Below are 15,064 nucleotides of genomic sequence, written 5' to 3'. Positions count from 1 at the left end.
TGGGCACGATAGTGTTCGCCCGGACACCGCGCACTTCACCCGTTCCGCGATCTCCCGAACACCTATCGTTCCTCACGCTCCAGCGTGGGAATGCCGTGCGTGACGCTCCGCGTCACAGGTTTGCGCCGCTCTGCATTGGCAGGCCTGAATACCGGGCCAAAGAATGTATGTCTGAAATTCTGGCATAGGGCTACTATCCGCACGGCACTTTGGCCGGGCTTTTGCTCGTGCAGATCTGTAAACCGGCAGGCTCCCTGTCGCCATGGATTTCAAAAGGATGTGTTCGATGCCCGTAGCCCCTCGTTTCCTTGACCATTACCGCAAGGCCGACCGGATCATGCTGGGTCTGATCTGGCTGTTGTTCGTCTACGCGCTCGGGTTGGCGTTCTGGTTCGACACCTTCACCCAGGCAGTCGTCGTCGGTGGTGGCACCGCGCTGGTGCTGACCGGGCTGTATCGGGCCATCGGCGGCACCCGATTGATGCGTTGCTGTTTCGGCGTCGGCCTGATGGTCATGACCGCGCTGCACATCAATCAGACCCACGGGCAGGTCGAGATACACTTCGGAATCTTTGTATTGCTGGCGGTGCTGACCTTCTACCGCGACTGGCTGCCGATTCTGGTCGCTGCCGTCACCATCGCCCTCCACCACATCGGTTTCCATGCCTTGCAGCATTCCGGCTTCCCGGTGTACGTCATGCACCACGGCTTCGGCTGGAGCATGGTGCTTGTGCATGCGGTGTATGTGGTTGTTGAAAGCGCGATTCTGGTTTACCTGGCCGTGCAGAATCAGGCCGAGGCGGTCGAGAATCAGGACATGCTCGATCGCATGCTGGCCACCACCAACAAGTTCTCCCCGGATAGCCAGACCAGTGAGCGTTCGGCCAAACGCGTGCCACTGGCGCAGCGTTTCGAGCAGTTTCTGGCACAGATCACCGGCCTGGTCGACGGCGTGGTGCGTGACACTCGCGGGCTTGGCGAACTGGGTCATGACCTCGCCAAGGCCAGCAGTACGCTGGAAACCGGTGCGCAGCATCAGCTCAGTGAAATCGCTCGCATGACCGGCGCGATGCAGCGCATGGGTGATGCCATGAACGATATCTCCAGCCACGTCGCGCAAGCCGTACAGCGGGCCGGTGACGCCAGCGATCAGGTCGCTCACGGGCGCGACAGCGTCGACCGTGCGCAGAGCGAAATCACCCAGCTTGCCGCACGCATCACGACCACCGATGAAACCGTGCAGGCCCTGGCCAATCAGTCAGAACAGATCGGCAAGGTGCTGGACGTGATCGGCAGTATTGCCGAGCAGACCAACCTGCTGGCCCTCAACGCCGCGATCGAAGCCGCCCGCGCCGGTGAGCAGGGCCGAGGCTTTGCGGTGGTGGCCGATGAAGTGCGCAACCTGGCCCAGCGCACAGCGTCGTCGACCAAGGAAATCCAGACCATCATCGAAGACCTGCAAAGAGGCAGTCGTCAGGCCGCTACGGCCATGAACGACAGCCTGCAGGGCGTCGGGCGTTGTGTCGAGGACAGCCAGCGAGCCTCGGAATCCTTGCGCGCAGTCGGCGAAGGCATCGGCCATATCACCCAGCTCAACGGTCTGATCGCCACGACCACCGAACAGCAGTCCGCCGTCAGCCGGGAAATTGCCGATCAGTTGCGCTCGGTGCAGACCATCGCCGAACACACCGCCGCCAATATCGGTGTGCTGGCGACCAGCAGCCAGAGCCTGTCACCGCTGGCCATACGCCTGGAAGCGCTGGGCCAGAGCTTTCACGCGTAGTTTTCGCGTTCAGGCAAACACCAGCCCCGACGAGCGCAGCAGTTCCTGAGTGTAGGCCTGCTGCGGTGCGGCGAAGATCTCGCGCGACGGGCCCTGCTCGACCACCTTGCCGTCCTTGATGACGATCAGGTCATGGGCCAGCGCGTGAACCACCGCCAGGTCGTGACTGATGAACAGGTACGTCAGGCCATGACGGATTTGCAGGGCGCGCAGCAGGGCGACGATCTGCTTCTGCACGGTCCGGTCGAGCGCCGAGGTCGGTTCGTCGAGCAGGATCAGATCCGGTTCCAGCACCAGCGCCCGTGCGATGGAAATACGCTGGCGCTGACCGCCGGAAAACTCGTGCGGGTAACGATGCCGGGTGGCCGGGTCCAGGCCGACTTCCTGCAACACGCGGATCACCGTCTGTTCGCGCTCTTTCGGCGTACCGATGTTGTGCGTCACCAGGCCCTCGGCAATGATCTGTTCCACGGTCATGCGCGGGCTGAGACTGCCGAACGGGTCCTGAAACACCACCTGCAGCTGACGGCGCAACGGGCGCATCAGGTGCTGGCTGTGCAGGCTCAGTTCCTTGGTACCGAAGCGGATGCTGCCCTCTGAATCGACCAGGCGCAAAATCGCCTGGCCCAGGGTCGATTTGCCCGAACCCGACTCGCCGACAATGCCCAGCGTTTTGCCCTTGAGCAGCTCGAAACTCACCCCGTCCACCGCCTTCACATATTGCGGTTCACGCTTGAACCAGGCTTTGCCCAGCGGGAACCAGACCTTCAGGTCCTGCACCGACAGCAGTGTGTTGCTGTGCGTGGACGGCACCGGTTCGCCATCCGGCTCGGCATTGATCAGCAGGCGGCTGTAAGGGTGCTGCGGGCTGTCGAACAGTGTCTGGCAATCAGCCTGCTCGACGATCTCGCCCTCCCGCATCACGCAGACCCGCTGGGCAATGCGCCGCACCAGATTGAGGTCGTGGCTGATCAGCAACAGCGACATGTTCAGCCGCTGTTGCAGGGACTTGAGCAACTCCAGAATCTTCACCTGCACGGTCACATCCAGCGCGGTGGTCGGCTCGTCGGCGATCAGCAGATCCGGCTCGTTGGCCAGCGCCATGGCAATCATGATGCGCTGCCGCTGCCCGCCCGACAGTTGATGCGGATACGCCTTGAGACGTGACAGCGGATCGCGGATACCGACCAGCTCCAGCAACTCCAGGGTGCGGCTCAGCGCGGCCTTGCCCTTGAGGCCCTTGTGGGTCACGAGGATTTCGCCGATCTGTTTTTCGACCGTGTGCAGCGGGTTCAGCGAGCTCATGGGCTCCTGAAAAATCATCGCCACCCGGTTGCCACGCAGGCTGCGCAATTGCTTGTCACTGGCGCTGACCAGATCCAGCCCGTCATAACAAATCGAGCCCTGGGTGCTGACGGTTTTGGCCGGCAACAAGCGCAGAATCGAATGCGCCGTGACCGATTTGCCCGAGCCGGACTCACCCACCAGCGCCAGGCACTCGCCACGGCGGATGTCGAGACTGACGCCATGCACCACTTCGTGGCCGTTGAAGGCGACCCGCAGGTCGCGAATTTCAATCAGGTTGTCTTGCATGTCAGCTCCGAGGATCGAACGCGTCGCGGCAGGCTTCGCCGATGAACACCAGCAGAGAAAGAATCAGGGCCAGCACCACGAACGCGGTCAGCCCCAGCCAGGGCGCTTGCAGATTGCGCTTGGCCTCGCCGATCAGCTCGCCCAGCGATGCACTGCCCGCCGGCATGCCGAAGCCGAGAAAATCCAGCGCAGTGAGGGTGGCGATGGCGCCGGTGATGATGAACGGCAGGTAGGTCAGGGTGCTGGTCATCGCGTTGGGCAGGATGTGCCGCCACATCAGCGCGGCATCGGTCAGGCCCAGCGCGCGGGCAGCTTTGACGTACTCCAGGTTGCGTCCGCGCAGGAACTCGGCACGCACCACGTCGACCAGCGACAGCCAGGAGAACAGCGCCATGATCCCCAGCAGCCACCAGAAACTGGGCGACACAAAGCCGGACAGAATGATCAGCAGGTACAGCACCGGCAGCCCCGACCAGATCTCCTGAATGCGCTGGCCGATCAGGTCGGTCATGCCGCCGTAGTAACCCTGAATCGCCCCGGCACATACGCCGATCACCGTGCTGATCGCGGTCAGCAGCAGCGCGAACAGAATGGAAATCCGCGCGCCGAACAGCACCCGCGCCAGCACATCACGGGCCTGCTCGTCAGTGCCCAGCCAGTTGATGTGGTCCGGCGGGCTGGGCGATGGCGCATCCAGGTCGTAGTTGATGGTGTCGTAGCTGAACGGTATCGGCGCGAACAGCATCCAGCCGTTTTTCGCCGCGATCAGCTTGCGCACGTAGTCGCTGGAATAGTCCGGTTCGAAAGGCAGCTCGCCGCCGAAATCGGTTTCCATGTAGGTGTGCAACACCGGGTAATACAGCTGACCGTCGTAGCGGATCAGCAGCGGCTTGTCGTTGGCGATCAGTTCGCCGCACAGGCACACCAGCATCAAACCGATGAAGATCCACAGCGACCACCAACCGCGACGGTTGGCCTTGAACAGGTCGAAACGGCGCCGGGTCTGGGGAGAGAACTCGAACATCAGGCGCTCCTCGCGGAAAAGTCGATGCGTGGGTCGACCAGCGTGTAACACAGGTCACCGATCAGTTTGATCAGCAGGCCGAACAGCGTGAACAGAAACAGCGTGCCGAACACGATGGGGTAGTCGCGCGAGACGGCTGCCTCATAACTCATGCGCCCCAAACCATCGAGGCCGAAGATGGTTTCGATCAGCAGCGAGCCTGCGAAAAACACTTCGATCAGGGCCTGTGGAATGCCGGCGATCACCAGCAACATGGCGTTGCGAAACACATGGCCGTACAGCACGCGGTGCTCGGTCAGGCCCTTGGCGCGCGCCGTGACCACGTACTGGCGGCTGATCTCGTTGAGAAAGCTGTTCTTGGTGAGGATGGTCAGCGTGGCGAACCCGCCGATCACCAGCGAACTGACCGGCAGCACCAGGTGCCACAGGTAGTCCTTCAACTTGCCCCAGGTGCTCAGGCTGTCGAAGTTGTCCGAGAACAGCCCTTGCGCCGGAAACCAGCTCAGGTAACTGCCTCCGGAGAACACCACGATCAGCAGAATGGCGAACAGAAACGCGGGCGTGGCGTAACCGATGATCACCAGCGTGCTGCTCCAGACATCGAACGCACTGCCATGCCGCACCGCCTTGCGAATGCCCAGCGGGATGGAAATCAGATACGTGATCAGCGTCGCCCAGAGCCCGAGGGACAGTGACACCGGAAGTTTTTGCGCAATCAGTTCAGTGACCGGCGCACCACGGAAGAAGCTGGTGCCGAAGTCCAGTTGCGCGTAGTTCTTGAGCATCAGCCACAGCCGTTCGTGCATCGGTTTGTCGAAACCGTAGTGTTGCTTGATCTGCTCGATCAGCGCCGGGTCCAGCCCGCGTGTGCTGCGGCTGGCGGTGCCGGAGGCAGCCACTTCACCCCCACCGCCGCCCACACCATTGGGGCTGAAGCCCTGAATGCGGGCGATGGCCTGCTCGACCGGACCACCGGGGGCGGCCTGCACGATCAGGAAGTTAACAATCAGAATGGCCAGCAGCGTGGGAATGATCAGCAGCAGGCGTCGAATCACATAAGCCAGCATCTCAGTACTCCTTGGCAGCGGCAGGTTTGCCGGTCAGCGCGGCGGCTTGAGCATTGGTCAGCGGCGTCGGGCTGATCTGCCACCAGGTTTCCAGGCCCACGTCGTAGATCGGTGCCATATCCGGCATGCCGAAACGGTTGGCGAACACCAGTGGCGTGCCCTTGGAGTAGTAGTTGGGGATCATGTAGTAACCCCACTGCAGGACTCGATCCAGTGCCCGCGCGTAGAGCACCATGTCGTTGCGCGTATTGGCGCTGACCAGACCGTCGATCAGCGTGTCCACCGCAGGATTGCGCAGCACCATGGCGTTGGAGCTGCCCACTTCGGTGGCGCTCTGCGAGCCGTACAGGTTGTACAGCTCACGGCCGGGGGAAATGATCGGATTGCCGTTTTTCGGCAGGCTGACCACGATCATGTCGTAGTCCCGCGCGTTGAGCCGGTTGATGTACTGCGCCGAATCGATACGCAGGAAATCCAGAGTGATACCGATCTGCGCCAGGGTGCGTTTGAAGGGCAGAATCAGCCGGTCGAAACCGCCTTGGCCGTCGAGAAAACTGAACACCATCGGCTCGCCCGCCGCATTGACCAACTGGTTGTCTTTCGGATGCCAGCCGGCTTCGGCCAGCAGCTTGAGGGCCTGCAACTGCTTGTCACGGATGTAGCCGCTGCCGTCGGTTTTCGGTGGCTGATAGACCTTGCTGAACACCTCGTCCGGCACCTTGCCGCGCAAGGGTTCGAGAATCTTCAGCTCGGCCGGGGTCGGCAGCTCGGTGGCGGCCATGTCGCTTTTCGGGAAGTAGCTTTGTTCGCGCACGTAGAAATTGCGCATGACCCGGCGGTTGATCCAGTCGAAATCCCACAGCAACGACAGCGCCTCGCGCACGCGGCGGTCCTTGAACATGGGTTTGTCCAGGTTGAACACAAAGCCCTGCGCGGCGACCGGACGTTGCCGGGCGAGGATGCGCTTTTGCAAACGCCCGTCGTCAATCGCCGGGCCGCTGTAGCCGACCACGAAGCCGGAAGAGGAGAACTCGCGGTTGTAGTCGAACGTCCCGGCCTGCAGCAGCTGGCGGGCGATTTCGGTGTCGCCGTAGTAGTTCACGGTGAGCGTGTCGAAGTTGTACAGGCCACGGCTGACCGGCAGGTCCTTGCCCCACCAGTCCTTGACCCGTTCGAAGGTGACGCTGCGTCCGGCGTCGACCCTCGCGACCCGGTACGGCCCGTTGCCCAGCGGCGGTTCGAAACCGCCGCCGTTGGCGAAGTCACGGGTCTTCCACCAGTGTTCAGGGAGGATGTGCAGGCTGGCAATGTCCAGCGCAAGCATGCGGTTGAGGTTGTTCTTGAAGTCGAAGCGAATCTGCAGCGGGCCCTCTACGGTAACCGCCTTGACGTCGGCGAACATCGGTCGATAGCTGAAGCTGCCCTTGGTGGTCATCAGCTCGAAGGTGTAGCGCACGTCTTCGGCGGTAACGGGCTTGCCGTCCTCGAAACGCGCCTTGGGGTTGAGAAAAAAACGAATCCACAGACCGTCGGGGTCCATCTCCATCCTTTCCGCGATCAGGCCATACACCGTGTACGGCTCGTCCAGCGAGCGGTAGGCCAATGGCGAATACACCCAGCTGTCGACCTCGCGCACATTGATGCCCTGATCGACGTAAGGGTTGAGGTAATTGAACTGGCCGATTTCTTCCGCCGAACGGGTCAGCGAACCGCCCTTGGGGGCGTTCGGGTTGACGTAATCGAAGTGCTGGAAGCCGGCCGGGTATTTCGGGGCCTCGCCATAGACGGTCAAGGCGTGGGTCGGCGTCGCCAGCACTGTCTGCCAGCCACTGCACAGCGCAACACCCAGAAGCAGGCGCCGCAGAAAACGGTTAAGACGCGACATGGTGGGGCTTTCCTCGTACGCACTGAATGACGGAACACTGCGAAAAAGCCCCCGGCCGGGGAAGGCGGATGAAACCTGGGCCGGAGGGGGCGAGCTCGCAATCTGACGTGGCCCACGGAGCGTGTATGGGCCACATCGTCACACTCAGAAGTGGTAAGTCGCGCGGGCGAACAGAGTGCGGCCCAGCGGGTCTGCGTAACGAGGGTCGTAGCCGGACTGGAAGTTGTAGGCCTGGTTGGAGAACGGCGGGTTGCGGTCGAACATATTGCGCACACCAGCGTCGATATCCAGCACCTTGTCGAAGGTATGACCCACCGACATGTCCCACAGCGCATACGACGCGACCCGCGCATTGGTGGTGCGGTCGTAGTCGTTGTAGCCGCTGGTGAAGCGGTTGGTGATGGAGGCGCGGGTATCGCCCAGTGCCCAGGTACCGGTCAGCACGTGTTTCCAGCGCGAGATCACGCCATCGCCCTGGAAGTCGCCGACCTTGTCGGTGTACGGGCCGTCGATGATGTTCTGGAAGTCATAACGGGTGACGTAGGTGCCGGTCATGCCCAGACCGAACTGGCCGTAAGGCGTGTTCGGGAAGCGATAGTCGAGGGTTACGTCGACACCGCTGGTCTTGACGATACCCAGGTTGGCGTTACCGGTGACGATGTTGGCGATCGAACCGTCGGCAGCGCGCACGTAGCGGTCGGCGTAGGTGTTCGGGTCATCGAACACGGTCGACTCGGGGAACGCCTGGATCTGGTTGGAAATGTGAATCCACCAGAAATCCAGACCCATCGACAGGTTGCTGACCGGCTGATAGACGAAGCCCAGGGTCATGTTGCGGGCTTTTTCCGGGGCCAGCTCGGTGTTGCCTCCGCCATTGTTGAGGAACTGCTGCTGGCAATCACGACCGGCGTTACCCCCAGGCTGGACGACACCTCCGGCACACAGAACCGGGTCGTTGTAATAGCCCTGGGTAAAGGTCGTGCTGCGCGGGGCATACAGTTCATAAAGCGACGGCGCGCGGAAGCCTTCGCTGTAGGCACCACGGACCACCAGTTGCTTGAACGGCTGGTAGCGGAAGGAGTATTTCGGGTTGGTGGTGCTGCCGAAGTCGCTGTATTTGTCGTGACGAACGGCGGCTGTCAGCTCCAGGCTGTCCAGCACGGGGACGTTCAGTTCGGCGTATTCCGCCTTGACGCTCCTGTCACCTTCGACACTGCCTGCGGCATCGGCGCCCAGACTGCTGACGTCGTTGACGTAAGCTTCGTACGCCTGATGCATTTTCTCTTTGCGGTATTCGCCACCTAGCGCAATGCCGGCAGGGCCTGCACCGAACCAGTCACCGATTTCCCGGCTTATGCGCGCATCAAGTCCGGCGACCCGGCCCACAGCGCTGGAGTACTGGCCATGGTATTGATTGGCGTCAATCAGTGCCTGACCGGCAGCGGTCTGCGGACCAAACGGATTGAGGGTGCCGTTGGCGAGGCCATTGAGCATTGCAGCATCGCTGATATAGCCATCGGTGAGTGATGACAACACTTTGTTCTGGTTGTAGGACGCGCCAACGTTGTAGTCCCAGCCGCCCACCAGACCGTCGAAATTCAGCAGAAAACGCTGACTGGTGTTTTGATCGCTCGATCCGCGCGGCCCTGCTGCGGTTTCTCGCCAGGCGGTGCTGACGGGTTGCGTCGGGTCGAGGGTGAAATCGGTGGGAGCCGGAGTGATGCCGTTACCGGGATAGAAGGGTGACGACGAGTCCAGCGACAGCCCGGTGAGAGGCGCCGGCCCGATATCGGTATGGTTGTTGTTGCGGGCCCAGAAGTATTCGAGGCTGACGTTATGATCGTCGGCCAGCTTGCCGGTGGCCCTGCCGAAAAACGAGGTCTTTTCGGTTTGCGGGATCAGGTCGATGTATTCGCGGGTACTGAAGCGGCAGATGCCGTTGCTGGCGATCAGGCTGGGGCCGCCGCAGTTTCTGCCCAGCGGGTTTGCGGAGTTGTCGCCCTGAAAATAATTGCCCGGGTATGCCGTACCGGAGGTCTGGTTGAGACCACGTCCCGGTACGTAATCCTTGGCAAACGAACGGTCATTGGCGTCCAGATTTTGCTGTTTGTTGTAGTTGAAGACGCCCATGACGTTAAAGCGGTCTTCTTCCAGATCACCGAAGCCCCAGCTGGCACTCATGTCCTTGGTAGCACCGCCGCCACTGGCGGTCGGCGTCTCTCCGCCCAGGGTCAGGCTGCCGTCGGTCAGAGATTTTTTGGTGATGAAGTTGATCACGCCACCGATGGCGTCGGTGCCGTACAGCGCCGACGCACCGTCACGCAGTACTTCGACGCGGTCGATGGCAGCGAACGGGATCATGTTCAGGTCGATGGCGCTGCCGTTGGGCGTACCTACACCGGACAACGCATTGTTGGCCAGACGTCGGCCGTTGAGCAGCACCAGCGTCTTGTTCGCACCGATGCCGCGCATGTCGGCAAAGGAGGCGCCTCCTGTTCCGGCTCCGACCGAGCCTGCACTGTTGTTGATCGACTGGCTGCCGGTGATGCGCTGGACCATTTCCTGGGTGGTGGTCACGCCCTGCTTCTTCAGGTCGTCGGCGCGCAGGATGGTAATCGGCACGGCGGTTTCGGCATCGACCCGGCGGATCGCCGAACCGGTGACTTCTACACGTTGCAGCTGGGTCGTAGCAGGCACAACCGCTGCACTGGTGGACACAGCCGAGCCGCTGGTGTCCGCATCGACGGCGTCTGCCGCCTGGGCACCGCTCATGCCCATGGCCAATGCGCAGAGCAGGGCACGTGGATGACGCCGGACCGCGAGGGCCAGTGGTTTGAGGGTGCAACCGGGAAGATTCATCAGCATGGTTAGTTCCGACTTGATCCAGACATTATTGAAATGGCCTTGTGAGCCCTCTGTTCCCGACGCGGTTGTGCCGAGCGGGAGTTCCACTTCTTCGTTTTCCAGCAAGCCGCTCCCCTCCATGGGCTTTTCAGCCCACGGACAACCGCATTCACGGGGGTCGGGTCAGACGGCTCCGCGAGGCGAAGCCACCCGGTCAGTCGAGCGTCATTTCGCTGTCATGACGGATATCCTGGTAATGCCGGAGCGTTCGATGGAGGCCATGGCCTTGGCCACCTGGCCATAATTCACGGCGGTGTCGGCCTGCAGCTGGACGCGGATTTCCGGGTCCTTGGCCTTTTCGTCCTGCAGGCTTTTCTCCAGCAGTTCCGGGGCGATTTCCGATTTGGCGAGGTAGAACTTGCCGTCCTGATCGACGCTGACCACCACCGGATTTTTCTTCTCGGCGGGGGCGACTGCGTCGGTCTTGGGCAAGTTGACCTTGATCGCGTTGGTCATCAGCGGCGTGGTGACGATGAACACCACCAGCAGCACGAGCATCACGTCGACCAGCGGCGTGACATTCATTTCGCTGAGTACTTCATCACTGTCCTGAGTGGAGAAAGACATTAGCTGGCCTCCCGAACGCCATGGCCATTCTTGCTGGCGATGGGCTGACGCGTGACGGCAAAGGCGCTGCGCTGGGCGAGGGCGTCGAAGTCATGGGCGAAGTCGTCCATGTCGGCCACGGCGAGCTTGAGGCGGCGCAGGAAGAAGTTGTAGATCAGCACCGCAGGCACCGCGACGGCGATACCCACGCCAGTGGCGACCAGCGCGTGACCGATGGGACCTGCGACCGCTTCGAGGCTGGCCGAGCCGGTCACGCCGATGCTTTGCAGCGCTTCCATGATCCCCCAGACCGTACCGAACAGACCGATGAAGGGCGCGGTGCTGCCGATACTGGCGAGAATCGCCTGGCCACTTTCCAGCGCGCGACGCTCTTTTTGTATCTGCTGGCGCAGGTTGCGCTCCAGACGATCCGAGCGGTTGATGGTGTGCGCCAGTTGTTGCGTGGTGCGCGGCGACTCATCGACCGCCATGGCTTCGAAGCCGCTGTTGGCGATGCGCGCCAGCGCGCCGGGGTATTGCGCAGAGTGCTCGGCAGCGGTGAGCAGGTCCGGTGCGCTCCAGAAGGCTTTGGTGAATTGCTTGTTCTGCGACTTCTGGCGGACGTACTGCGCCGACTTGATCAGCAACAGTGCCCAACTCAATACGGAAAACAGAATCAGTGCCCAGAGCACAGCCGGGACGATCATGGAAGAGAGCGATGCGTTCATGGTTTAAACCTCACCAGCTTTGATAATTGAATAGTCGGTTGTCATGCGCCGGATCATTCCGGCAACTTGAAGTCGATGGTCTGCGTCGCGAAGCCTTCTATCGGCGTGTCACCGCGTTTGGCCGGTATGAACTTCCAGTTGCGCACAGCCTCCACGGCCGCTTCGTCCAGTACCGGTTTGCCGCTGGATTTGGTCACCTCGACAGCCCCCGCGCGGCCGTTGGGCAGCACCTTGATGCGCAGAATCACGCGACCTTCCCAACTGCGTCGCAAAGCCAGCCCAGGGTATTCCGGCGGTGGATTGCCAAGGCTGGCGAGCCCGGATACCGCAGCGCTTTCCTTGACCGGAGCCGGTGGCGCAGCAGGTGCCGGTGACGCGGGCGCAGGTGTTGGCGGCGCGGGCGGACTGGGTGCGGCGGCAGGCTTGGGCGCAGGCGGCGTCGGTTTTTTCACCGGCTCGACCTTCTTGACCGGCTTGGGCTTCTCGACCTTTGGCTTTTCCACCGGTTTGGGCGGCGGTTCGACCGCGTCCGGGTCCTCGACCGGTTGTTCCGGTTCGGGGGGAGGCGGTGGAGGCGGCGGCGGAGGTGGTGGCTCGGGCGGCGGCGGTTCCGGTGCGGGCGGTGTCGGGCTGGTCAGTTCAATGGTCATTTCCGGAACTTGTGGTGCAACTTCCGGTACCGCTGGCTGAGCCGTTTGCATGTACCACCAGATCACACCATGGATAAGTACCGACGCAGCAATCAACACCATTACTTGCGGCTTGTTAAGGCCGCCCGGGCGTGACGTATTGGCGCTGAAAGGAATACCCTGCCACGCCGTCGAAGTGTCATCGGGCGAGGGAGAGGGGACCGCTTTCATTATTACCGCATCCTTCATTAACGCTCCCTCGGGTAGTTAAAGGGCAATAAAAATCCGCTCGAACAATGGGTAATTGTTCGACTGATAAAGGCCTGCCCACTGTTGATAGGCAGGGCAACGCGGTGGGTGCGCACACGGCGAACTCAAACGGTTAACAGACGTCTTTAATCAGGGCGCTGGCATTGCTGATCCTTGCTTTCTTATCGTCATGTACGGGGACGTACAGCGGTGTTCCTGAAAGCTTACATTGCAACCGCTGTGCCAGAACGCTTCGGCTGGAACCGCTGATACAGAGCGCGCGTCGCATTCGTATAACTATTTATCGATTTCCCGTTTCATTGACTTAAAAACGGCAGATATGAATAACACCTCGAACAAAAAAACAGGCAAACAATAACCCTCTGCTTTAGCAGACGCGTTCGAAAATCATGACCTGCAAGTCACTTTCTTTGATGCACCAATACTGTGTCACGAGGATCACGTTGGTGCGCTAGTTGATCAGTGCCTCATAAAACAATGCTCCGTGTTGGTACCGCGGTTGTGTGGACAGTTAGCGCTGTTGAAATAAATGCCACTTCTGAATGGTGGCAAAATGAAACCACTTAAAACAAAGTGTCGGACACTCTTTATAGGTCGACTATCTTTTAATTAAAAACAGTCGCCCTGTACTTATTACGCGCACGGTCGCGCCAGGTCCTGACTCATGATCAGAACACTCAAAGGCACAGGCGAAATGTCTTAAGTCCAGACGTGCAGGGCTGTCGAATAACAACGCGCAGATCGGGACAAGGGTGAAGCGGCCGCGCAGGCATCGCTTGGTGCAGGTGCTGCCCAAGGTGTGGATTGCCAGCGTAACGGCGGTCTGACGCAAGACTGATAAGGCACAGCTAGATTCCTTTCCTGGCGGGAAGCAAGACTTGTGGTCTGCCACCCTGCACTGTTTGTGGACGCTCTGACGTCCGTTAACTGCACTTTGGTGCGTGTAGGCACCCCATGAATGCAGCGTGCGCCATTGGTTTATGGCACGACCGTTCCACCTGAAAGAACTGTGCCAATTTGTGTCTTTTTGTATCTGGAGGGGTACATTTTCATCTGGAGACGAGTATTTGCGGCTGCAGGGCGCAGTCACTGACCCCGGCGGGTATCAACTCGGCAGATTGGCGCGGGTGCGTCGGGAGAGGGCCGCCCGTGATTCGGGCGGCCTGTAGGTGTCGTGAGTTACCAGAACGCAGCAGGTGCGCTGAGCGCCTTGCTGAACACCTCGATGGCGCGCTCGACGTCCGCCTGCGTGGTGTAGCGGCCAAGGCTGACGCGCACGCTGGCCAGAGCCTTGGCGGAGTCCATGCCCAGAGCAAGCAGCACATGCGAGGGGGCATTGCTGGCCGAGTTGCACGCGGACGTCGAGGACAACGCCAGGCTGTGTGACAACTGCGAGCTGGTGAAGCCACTGCGGGTGATGCACAGGTTCAGGGTGTGCGGTATGCGTTGTTGCGGACAGCCATTGAGTTGCACATCAGGCAGGCTCAGCAGGCCTTCGCGCAGGTGACGACTCAGCCCTTCGATACGACGGTTTTCAGTTTCGGCCTGGCTGATCGCCAACGCGAAGGCGGTACCCATGCCGACGATCTGATGGGTTGCCAATGTGCCCGAACGAAAGCCGCCTTCATGTCCGCCGCCGTGAATCTGCGCTTTCAGCAACGAGTGGGCACGCGGGCCCACGTACAGCGCACCGATGCCCTTGGGGCCATAAGCCTTGTGCGCCGAGAACGACATCAGGTCGACGGCCAGACTCGCCAGATCGACCTTCACCTTGCCGACGCCCTGCGCAGCGTCCACATGAAACAGCGCACCGTGCTCGCGCACCAAGGCGCCAATGCTGGCGATATCGGTCAACGTACCCAGCTCGTTGTTCACCAGCATCAGCGACACCAGCAGTGTGTCTTCGCGCAATGCAGCCTGTACGGCATGAGGCTGGATCAGGCCCTGAGCGTCCGGTTTCAGCCAGGTGACGGGAAAGCCCTGGCGCTCCAGCGTGCTGACGGTGTCGAGCACGGCCTTGTGTTCCAGAACGCTGGTGATGATGTGCCGGCGTTGCGCGCTGACATCATGGGCGATGCCCTTGATCGCCAGGTTGTTGGACTCGGTAGCGCCGGAGGTCCAGACGATGGTGTCGACAGGTGCGCCCACTGCATCGGCCACCTGTGCGCGCGCCTGTTCAACGGCCTGCCGCGCCACCTGCCCATAACCATGCCCGCTGGAAGCCGGATTACCGAAATGACCTTCACGCCCCATACAGGCAACCATGGCTTCGATGACCTGTTCGTCGACAGGTGTGGTGGCGGCGTAATCCAGATAGAGCGCAGAGGTGGTCATGGGCAATTCACTTTGTAATCGAGTCAAAATCAAGGGCTGGCATTACCAGCCCGACTGTTTGAAAGATTACTGATCCGCACGCGAAAATTTATTGATATTTGCACGGGCATGGGCAGCCAATGCGAAAAATTATTCGCTTCTGCTTGGCTTTTTACGATTAAAAATTCTAGGATGCTGCTTCAGGCGCCGAATCGTACCCAGACACCCATCGTTCCGCGCGCTCCGCGTCCAATCCGGGGATGCAAGGTGCTGCACCGTTGGGTGACGCGGAGCGTCACGAAAGGCATGCCAACGCGGAGCA

The 15,064-nt window shown here is 60.9% G+C and carries 10 protein-coding genes; 1 reads left to right on the top strand and 9 read right to left on the bottom strand.

Features of this window, described 5'->3' with window-relative positions; genetic code table 11:
• Positions 1 to 286 precede the first annotated feature (286 nt).
• Positions 287 to 1,783, top strand: a complete 1,497-nt coding sequence (locus BLR20_RS26110; protein WP_010427907.1) for a methyl-accepting chemotaxis protein — start codon at positions 287 to 289, stop codon at positions 1,781 to 1,783.
• Between the two features lie 9 nt (positions 1,784 to 1,792).
• On the opposite strand, the gene BLR20_RS26105 is transcribed toward BLR20_RS26110, so the two are convergent.
• The 9 genes from BLR20_RS26105 to BLR20_RS26060 all read right to left on the bottom strand — a co-directional run bounded on the left by BLR20_RS26105 (position 1,793) and on the right by BLR20_RS26060 (position 14,763).
• Positions 1,793 to 3,376, bottom strand: a complete 1,584-nt coding sequence (locus tag BLR20_RS26105; RefSeq protein ID WP_054994309.1) for an ABC transporter ATP-binding protein — start codon at positions 3,374 to 3,376, stop codon at positions 1,793 to 1,795.
• 1 nt (position 3,377) lies between these two features.
• A complete protein-coding gene (locus BLR20_RS26100; protein ID WP_054994310.1) occupies positions 3,378 to 4,400 on the bottom strand; it encodes an ABC transporter permease in 1,023 nt (340 codons plus the stop codon).
• Positions 4,400 to 5,467 (bottom strand): microcin C ABC transporter permease YejB, encoded by a 1,068-nt coding sequence (locus BLR20_RS26095; protein WP_054994311.1) that lies wholly within the window; start codon positions 5,465 to 5,467, stop codon positions 4,400 to 4,402. Before BLR20_RS26095 ends, BLR20_RS26100 begins: the two co-directional genes overlap by 1 nt.
• A 1-nt stretch (position 5,468) precedes the next feature.
• Positions 5,469 to 7,352 carry an extracellular solute-binding protein gene (locus BLR20_RS26090; protein ID WP_054994312.1) on the bottom strand — a complete coding sequence of 628 codons (1,884 nt, stop codon included), beginning with the start codon at positions 7,350 to 7,352 and terminating at the stop codon, positions 5,469 to 5,471.
• Between the two features lie 144 nt (positions 7,353 to 7,496).
• On the bottom strand, positions 7,497 to 10,322 hold the full coding sequence (locus tag BLR20_RS26085) for a TonB-dependent receptor (RefSeq protein WP_032613447.1): 2,826 nt from the start codon (positions 10,320 to 10,322) through the stop codon (positions 7,497 to 7,499).
• Between the two features lie 99 nt (positions 10,323 to 10,421).
• Positions 10,422 to 10,823: an ExbD/TolR family protein gene (locus BLR20_RS26080; RefSeq protein ID WP_054994313.1), complete on the bottom strand. Its 402-nt coding sequence runs from the start codon at positions 10,821 to 10,823 to the stop codon at positions 10,422 to 10,424.
• On the bottom strand, positions 10,823 to 11,509 hold the full coding sequence (locus BLR20_RS26075; protein WP_032613448.1) for a MotA/TolQ/ExbB proton channel family protein: 687 nt from the start codon (positions 11,507 to 11,509) through the stop codon (positions 10,823 to 10,825). The genes BLR20_RS26080 and BLR20_RS26075 overlap by 1 nt, the downstream gene beginning before the upstream one ends.
• 74 nt (positions 11,510 to 11,583) lie before the next feature.
• The gene (locus BLR20_RS26070; RefSeq protein ID WP_074595110.1) at positions 11,584 to 12,408 is read right to left on the bottom strand and encodes an energy transducer TonB; all 825 of its coding nucleotides are present in this window, start codon (positions 12,406 to 12,408) and stop codon (positions 11,584 to 11,586) included.
• A 1,200-nt stretch (positions 12,409 to 13,608) separates the two neighbouring features.
• Entirely contained in the window at positions 13,609 to 14,763 is a 1,155-nt protein-coding gene (locus BLR20_RS26060; RefSeq protein WP_032613450.1) for a cysteine desulfurase family protein, read from the bottom strand.
• Positions 14,764 to 15,064 lie beyond the last annotated feature (301 nt).

Source organism: Pseudomonas congelans (assembly GCF_900103225.1).
GTDB classification, from domain to species: Bacteria; Pseudomonadota; Gammaproteobacteria; order Pseudomonadales; family Pseudomonadaceae; genus Aquipseudomonas; species Aquipseudomonas congelans.
The sequence above is the reverse complement of the archived record's forward strand: the minus strand, read 5'-3'. Positions and strand labels throughout refer to the sequence as shown.